Below are 6,549 nucleotides of genomic sequence, written 5' to 3'. Positions count from 1 at the left end.
GCGAGTATGAATTGTAGAGCTTTTACGAGCAAACTGACTTCGTGTATGATTATATTGTTTCACCCAAAAGGTGCTCCTTCCTAGCGAAGATGTGGTTCTCGACAAACTCATCTTAGCCATACGGGGAGCACCTTTTCAATTATTCACACCAGTTCATGAGGACACAATCGTCGAAATCCGGGTTTATATTAGTTTTTGTTCCTTAGAAGCCGATAGATCAGTTCCACAAAGAACCCAAGAATTAGCCCTGAGAATCCACTCATTAAAATATGGCCGACAATAGCACCTGTTGAGGCGGACTGAACCACTTTGCCATCAACTTCCGCGTACGATTGAGTATTCAAGAGGCCTACTAGCAATCCGAAGACAGTTAACACAACAACCGGTCTTAAGACCTTGCGAATCATCTTCTCATCTCCAGAAAATTCTTAACCCGAAAGCGTTATTCCTAATAATAACACAAAAGGTTGATATGGGGTGTGTTAAAGTACGGGGGGATATATCAGCAATCCGAATGTCATTAGGAATGTTTAACAGCAACGGCAAGCCAATACGGCTTGCCGTTAACCTTGTTTATCCTTGTCGTTTATCCTTGTCATCGTGCTCACTCGTGCAACAGTGAACCAACCTGGCGAAAGTCAGCGTCACTCGCGCAGGTCATGCTTTGCGTACGCTCTTAAAACCCGTATTCTGCTTCTTTCTCTTCGCGAAGTTTTGTATAAGTTTTGGTCAATAGGACGGTATCCTCAACCAGTCGCTCGATTCGAAAAAGAACATCATCATTTACAATTTCCTTGCGATAGAAATCAGATTCCTCGATAAATACGTAGCTCTGCACAATCTGCGCTTTCATATAGCCTAAAATCGGCTTCAGGTGATGCTCTGCGACCAAATAGTGTTTTGACGATCCCGCTGTCACCACAATACCCACAACTTTATCTCGAAATGCACTCTCTGGGAGCAAGTCAAAGATGTTTTTTAATGTCCCCGGAATAGATGCCTGAAAAATGGGCGTTCCAATGACAACGGCATCGGCATCCATAATGGCTCTTGCCACAATCCCCGTATCCCCATCATACTCGAGGTAGTTCCTTCCATCACTAAACTGGACATCATATTCGCCTAAATCAATAAGCGATGTTTCAACCTCTGGATACTTTTCAGCGAAAGACGTTTGTATATGATTCAACGCTGTTCTTGTTTTCGATCCGACTCTTGAACCAGACAAAAGCAATACCTCATTTTACTCAGCCTCCTGTTTTGGAGCCGTATACTTTCGAATGGCAGGCAGGATTTCCGTAGCGATAATCTCGATATTCTTCGCTAGCTTATCGAATGGTACACCGCCGAAATCCATCTGCGCGATATAGCGCTGGTGCCCGAACAGTTCATGCTGATAGAGCATCTTCTCAATGATTTGCTGCGGACTTCCGACGTTCATAATATGGCGTGTATCGCCGCCTTGCGCCCACAATTGTTTGGAAAATCCTTGACCGTTCGTCAACTTCATACCCTCGTTGATATGCGGATAATATTCCTTCAGCGCTTGTTGTGTCGTTTCGGCTGCATAGAAAAACCCGGTTGTTCCGACCGGAAGCGTCGCAGGGTCAAAGCCATTCATCTTCGCAGCCTCACGGTAGGCATCAATGGTTCGCTTAAAATAGGCAGCAGGCCCTCCCAGATGAGCCATGATCATCGGCACTCCAGCATATCCAGCCTTGATAGCGCTGGCGGGCGTTCCACCCACTGCGCGCCAAATGGGCAGAGATCCATGAAGCGGGCGTGGCAAAACCTTCGCATCCCGCAACGGAGCCCGGAACTTACCACTCCAATTCACAACTTCTTCCCTGTTTATCTGCAATAAAAGGTCGAATTTCTCTTCAAACAGCTCTTCGTAATCATGGAGATCGTAACCTAGTAATTCAAAAAGCCCAACCCTTGAAGCGCGACCAGCTACGATTTCCGCGCGACCATTCGAAATCAAGTCGATTGTTGCGAAGTTTTCATACACCCGAACGGGATCGGAAGTGCTGATAATCGTAGAAGAACTCCCAATCTTAATGGTCTTTGTGGCTTGAGCAATCGCCGCCAAAACCACAGCATGTGCCTGCGTGGCGAAGTACTCCTGATGACTTTCACCAACGCTAAAAAAATCAACGCCAGCCTGCTCAGCAAGCTTCGCTAATTCAATAATTTCATGAATTCGCTGTGCCGCAGAAATGCGTTGCCCAGTGTATGGATTCGCGAGATGGTCTCCCAACGTATAAATACCAAATTCTAAGCCTTTGCTTCTATCAATTCTATACTGTTCCATCTGTATCTCTCCCTATTGGGTGTGCCTATCGGCTTCATTCAGAAACGACTAATGATAGTATAATCAACTCAGTGAAAAATATATAGTATCTATTTAAATGTATGAAACTGTTTAGTGAATGTAATCACACGGATTGGACAGATATAAGTCATTCCGTTCGCTCCTACATACTTCTGCGGTAACAATTGACTAATATGTTTGTCCAATTCAATAATGGGCCTCAGCAAAGCATTGATATGCAGTGTACAGAGGTGATCTACATGACAACAATGTCCCCAACCGCCAGGCTGGATCAACTTATCGGAAGTGAACAAAAGAAAAATGCAACCAACTGGGTAGGCGATGCAATATACGGAGTGAATGATGGTCTGGGTGCGATATTTGGAATCATATCGGGGGTTGCCGGCTATACACCGGATAGTCATACCATCTTAGTTTCTGGCTTTTTTGGCGCCCTTGCGAGCACTTTGTCCATGGGCGCTGGCGCATGGTTAGCAACGAAATCCGAAAACGAACTAATGGAACGCACTCGAAAAGAAGTAGAACATAGTGTCCGTGAAAACCCAGACAAAGAGATCGAAATACTGTCGCTGATATATCAAATAAAAGGATTTTCGGAGGAAGACGCGTCACGGATTGCATCTCATTTCGCTTCGGATAACGAGAGATTTATCCAGACAATGACACAAGAAAAACATGGGATACATGAAGCGAGTCTTGGAAATCCATGGACATCCGCGTTGGTTGGTTCAATCTCCACCTTTGTTGGCGCGATTATACCGCTCTTGCCGTTCTTTTTCATGAGAGGACTACCGGCGATAATTGCCGCAGCAATGATTAGTCTATTGGCCCACTTCATCGTTGGCACTGCAAAAAGTACCATCACAATCCGCTCGTGGTGGTCTAGTGGACTCGAAATGACAATCGCTGGTGTGATTGTCGGTGTTGCATCGTATGCACTCGGTATTTTAGGGAGCTATATACTTTGAACACGTTTTGGCTCGACTTCCCGAGGCTTTTATGAACATAGATTGGAGAGAATAGAATTGATGCATCGTCGACAGCTCTATGCTGACAAACACGCTTCCGCTATCCGTAATGAACGGTTGACCGCACTTGCCGGTGCTGTGCTCTTTATACTCATCGTGACAGAGCTTGTGATTACCGCGAACTTACACACGTTGATCTCAGTACACATTTTTGTCGGTATACTTTTGTCTGGCCCACTTGTCGTGAAGATGTTCAGTACGGGTTATCGTTTTTTTCGCTTCTACACGAACTCACCGACTTTCGTTCGGAAAGGTCCTCCGAACATTTGGCTACGAATTTTAGCACCTTTCCTCGTTTTCATCACGATTTTAGTCTTTATTAGCGGATGGGGACTGGCAGTGGCTGGACCAACGCACATGGGACTGTTTCTCAAGATTCATGCGGCAAGTGTCGCTCTATGGTTACCACTTTTAGCCGTCCATGTGTACGCCTACCTTAGAAAAGTCCCTCGTCTCATCGCAAGTGATTGGACAAGCCAACCCGCTGAACGCGTGTCTGGACACTTGTCGCGTCTCTGGACTAATATGGCTGCTATTCTCGTTGGGATAGTTGCCGCCATCTTCATGATTCCCGTTTCTTCTCCTTGGAACCATTGGCGAATTACTCGCGGGATACCAAGTCCACTCATTTTAGGGCTTTTTGCTGCTCTATTCGCGGTGTTCATCGCAGTACCAATTCTCCGTAGCAATTCTAGGAAGAAATGAAGCGACTCTGTACCTTCCGGACTTTTAAAATTTCAGATGGGCATAAAAGGCCATTAGAACGCGGTATGGAAATGCCGCGTTCTTTGCATGTTTCAATTGCGGACAACATCCGTATCCATCACCAACAATCGTCTCAGCACTGAAATCAGAAGCTTAGGATCAACCAACGCTTTCACTTCAACCATGGTCGCTACATGGCGAATGTCTCTTCACAAATCGATAACCCGTTACTTCATACCCGATTGATTTGTAAAAATGATGTGCCTCTTCTTCTCGACCAAATCCACTCACCAACCAAGTCCCGATACACCCAAGTTGCCTTGCTAATCCTTCAGCATAGTCAACAAGAAAGCGCCCTACTCCTTTACGGCGCGCCTCGTCATCAACAACCAATGCAGAGATTTCCCCATATCTGCTTGCATCCTCAATGTTTTCACGAATTCTAAAGGCCAAACATCCAAGAATCATCCCGTTTTCGTGACAGACATACAAGGCATCATAAGGGCTTTCAGCAACAAATTTTAGGCGGTTTGCCATTGTATCAGCCGAAACCGTATGGCCGGTGAGTTGTGTCATTAAAGCACATAACACGGGGATATCATTGATTTCCGCACTGCGAATATCCAATGCCATCATGTCATCTCCCAATTCCAACCGCATCACGTTCCAGTCCATTTTGACATCCAGATATCATCCACAAAATTTCCCTCAATGAAAAATTCGTTGCGAAGACGCCCCTCTTCGACGAACCCCACTCGCTCGTACAATGCTCGGGCACCCTGATTTGTCTCTAAGACACGTAAGGACAGCTTATATACGTGGTGCATTCGGGCGTGGACTTCGGCCGCATGCAACAATGCCGTCGCGATTCCTTGACGCTGCATCTTCGGGTGAACAGCGATATCGATGAGCCACACGTGGCGATTGGCTAAGAGGCACGTCGGTGCAGCCAAACCGATATAGCCAACCACCTCATCTTCGACCTTGGCAACCAGAATCATCCGCGTCTGCAGGTGACGGCGATACACTTCCAGAGACTCTGTCGGTGACGGCGCAGGAGAAACCGCCGGATGCCATGTGAGCCGGTCAATTTCTTGCAAATACGTGGCATCCGCCGAACGGTATTTGCGGATGACCGGAGACACCTTCACACAGATGCCCCCTTTTCAATGAGCCGCTTCTCCAACTCGATTTCATCGTGAATCTCAATGCCATCGTCGCCAACGAGGGGAATCGTCGGTTTGATTTGTCGCGCCGCGTCAATGGCCCCAGGATACACGGCTGTCATGCGATATTTTCGCCTCTGATAAAAGCGCAGCGCATTCAGGTTGTCATTGCTCGTAATCAGCCATACTCGATGACAACCAGCAGATAGGGCCGCCTGCTCCACCGCAGCCAGTAATTTTGTGCCAATCCCGCCACCTTGCCTCGTCGCGTTGATACTCATCAACTCGCAGCCCGTATCCGCTATCCGATAAGTCGCCGCACCGACGAGTTCATGACCACATCGCGCGACAAGCGCCTGTAAATCCGCAAGACCATACACCTGTCCGTGACTGACCATCGTCTCTCCGCCCCACTCTTCCTGCCAAAGCGTGATCAACCAACGCGTGTCGTCAGCCGTTTGCGGTGCGGTGATAACCACTTCCTCATTTGATACAGCAACACGTTCTTGCTCGTCTTGGTGTCTACCAGATAGTGAAGACGTCACGACGGCTTCACCGCCGCAACGCGGATGCGTTTATAGTCAATCACCCATTGCCCATCCATGAACAAATGAGGCTTTGTCAGTTCCATGACGCGATGGATGATGTTTTGTCGATCCGCCTCTGCAAACCCAACGAGAAAGTCCTCCGCAAATCCGTTCAGCCAGTGCTCGATACCCAGTTCTCCGTCAACCATGGCGGTCGGCCTATCAAAGTGCTCCGCGTAGGTCACCCGAAAACCCTGCCCCTCGAGTAACGTTGCATATTCTCCAATACTCGGAAAAAACCAAGGATTGCGCTCAGTCGAATCAACACCCTGCTCACGTAACGCGATAGTGAGTGCATCAACCACACGTTGAACATTTCCCTTGCCACCGAATTCTGCGACGAATCGGCCACCTGCTTTGAGCGCCTTCCATACGGATTGAATCACGGCAGTCGGGTTCTGCATCCAGTGCAATGCGGCGTTTGAGAACACTGCGTCGAACGTCTCCGATGTCGAAAAATCTTGCGCATCGCCGACGCGAAACGAAAGATCCGGGTATTTCCTACGCGCCTGCTCCACCATCCGCTCTGACACATCGATGCCCACTACGGATGCACCTAATCTTGCAATTTGATTGGTTAAGTCCCCCGTTCCACAACCGATGTCAAGGACGCGCTCACCAGGCTGTGGATGCAGGAGTTCTACCACCTGCCTGCCGTATTCCGAGACAAATCCCAATTTTTCATCATAGTGTTTCGCGGCAACGTGGCTCATCCCCGTCACAAAGCC

The 6,549-nt window shown here is 47.9% G+C and carries 8 protein-coding genes; 2 read left to right on the top strand and 6 right to left on the bottom strand.

The features are described 5' to 3' along the window. Positions 1–676: 676 nt before the first annotated feature. Both J3482_RS16630 and J3482_RS16625 read right to left on the bottom strand, forming a co-directional pair. The gene (locus J3482_RS16630; protein WP_223204260.1) at positions 677–1,228 is read right to left on the bottom strand and encodes an NADPH-dependent FMN reductase; all 552 of its coding nucleotides are present in this window, start codon (positions 1,226–1,228) and stop codon (positions 677–679) included. A 15-nt stretch (positions 1,229–1,243) separates the two neighbouring features. Then, a complete protein-coding gene (locus J3482_RS16625; RefSeq protein ID WP_021298667.1) occupies positions 1,244–2,314 on the bottom strand; it encodes an LLM class flavin-dependent oxidoreductase in 1,071 nt (356 codons plus the stop codon). A 260-nt stretch (positions 2,315–2,574) separates the two neighbouring features. Here J3482_RS16625 and J3482_RS16620 point away from each other — a divergent pair, with 260 nt between their 5' ends. Together J3482_RS16620 and J3482_RS16615 are read left to right on the top strand one after the other, a co-directional pair. After that, the gene (locus J3482_RS16620; protein WP_021298666.1) at positions 2,575–3,303 is read left to right on the top strand and encodes a VIT1/CCC1 transporter family protein; all 729 of its coding nucleotides are present in this window, start codon (positions 2,575–2,577) and stop codon (positions 3,301–3,303) included. Positions 3,304–3,360: 57 nt separating this feature from the next. Then, entirely contained in the window at positions 3,361–4,068 is a 708-nt protein-coding gene (locus J3482_RS16615; protein ID WP_021298665.1) for a hypothetical protein, read from the top strand. A 177-nt stretch (positions 4,069–4,245) separates the two neighbouring features. Here the strand turns inward: J3482_RS16615 and J3482_RS16610 are convergent, their stop codons facing one another. The 4 genes from J3482_RS16610 to J3482_RS16595 are packed head-to-tail and all read right to left on the bottom strand — an operon-like array spanning position 4,246 to position 6,534. Continuing rightward, entirely contained in the window at positions 4,246–4,701 is a 456-nt protein-coding gene (locus tag J3482_RS16610; RefSeq protein WP_031219342.1) for a GNAT family N-acetyltransferase, read from the bottom strand. A 26-nt stretch (positions 4,702–4,727) separates the two neighbouring features. Continuing rightward, entirely contained in the window at positions 4,728–5,219 is a 492-nt protein-coding gene (locus J3482_RS16605) for a GNAT family N-acetyltransferase (protein ID WP_021298663.1), read from the bottom strand. Further along, complete coding sequence (locus J3482_RS16600) at positions 5,216–5,779, bottom strand: GNAT family N-acetyltransferase (RefSeq protein WP_021298662.1); 564 nt, start codon at positions 5,777–5,779, stop codon at positions 5,216–5,218. Before J3482_RS16600 ends, J3482_RS16605 begins: the two co-directional genes overlap by 4 nt. Continuing rightward, entirely contained in the window at positions 5,776–6,534 is a 759-nt protein-coding gene (locus J3482_RS16595; RefSeq protein WP_031219339.1) for a class I SAM-dependent methyltransferase, read from the bottom strand. The genes J3482_RS16600 and J3482_RS16595 overlap by 4 nt, the downstream gene beginning before the upstream one ends. Positions 6,535–6,549: the final 15 nt, after the last annotated feature.

This window comes from Alicyclobacillus suci (assembly GCF_017329615.1).
Lineage (GTDB): Bacteria > Bacillota > Bacilli > Alicyclobacillales > Alicyclobacillaceae > Alicyclobacillus > Alicyclobacillus suci.
The sequence above is the reverse complement of the archived record's forward strand: the minus strand, read 5'-3'. Positions and strand labels throughout refer to the sequence as shown.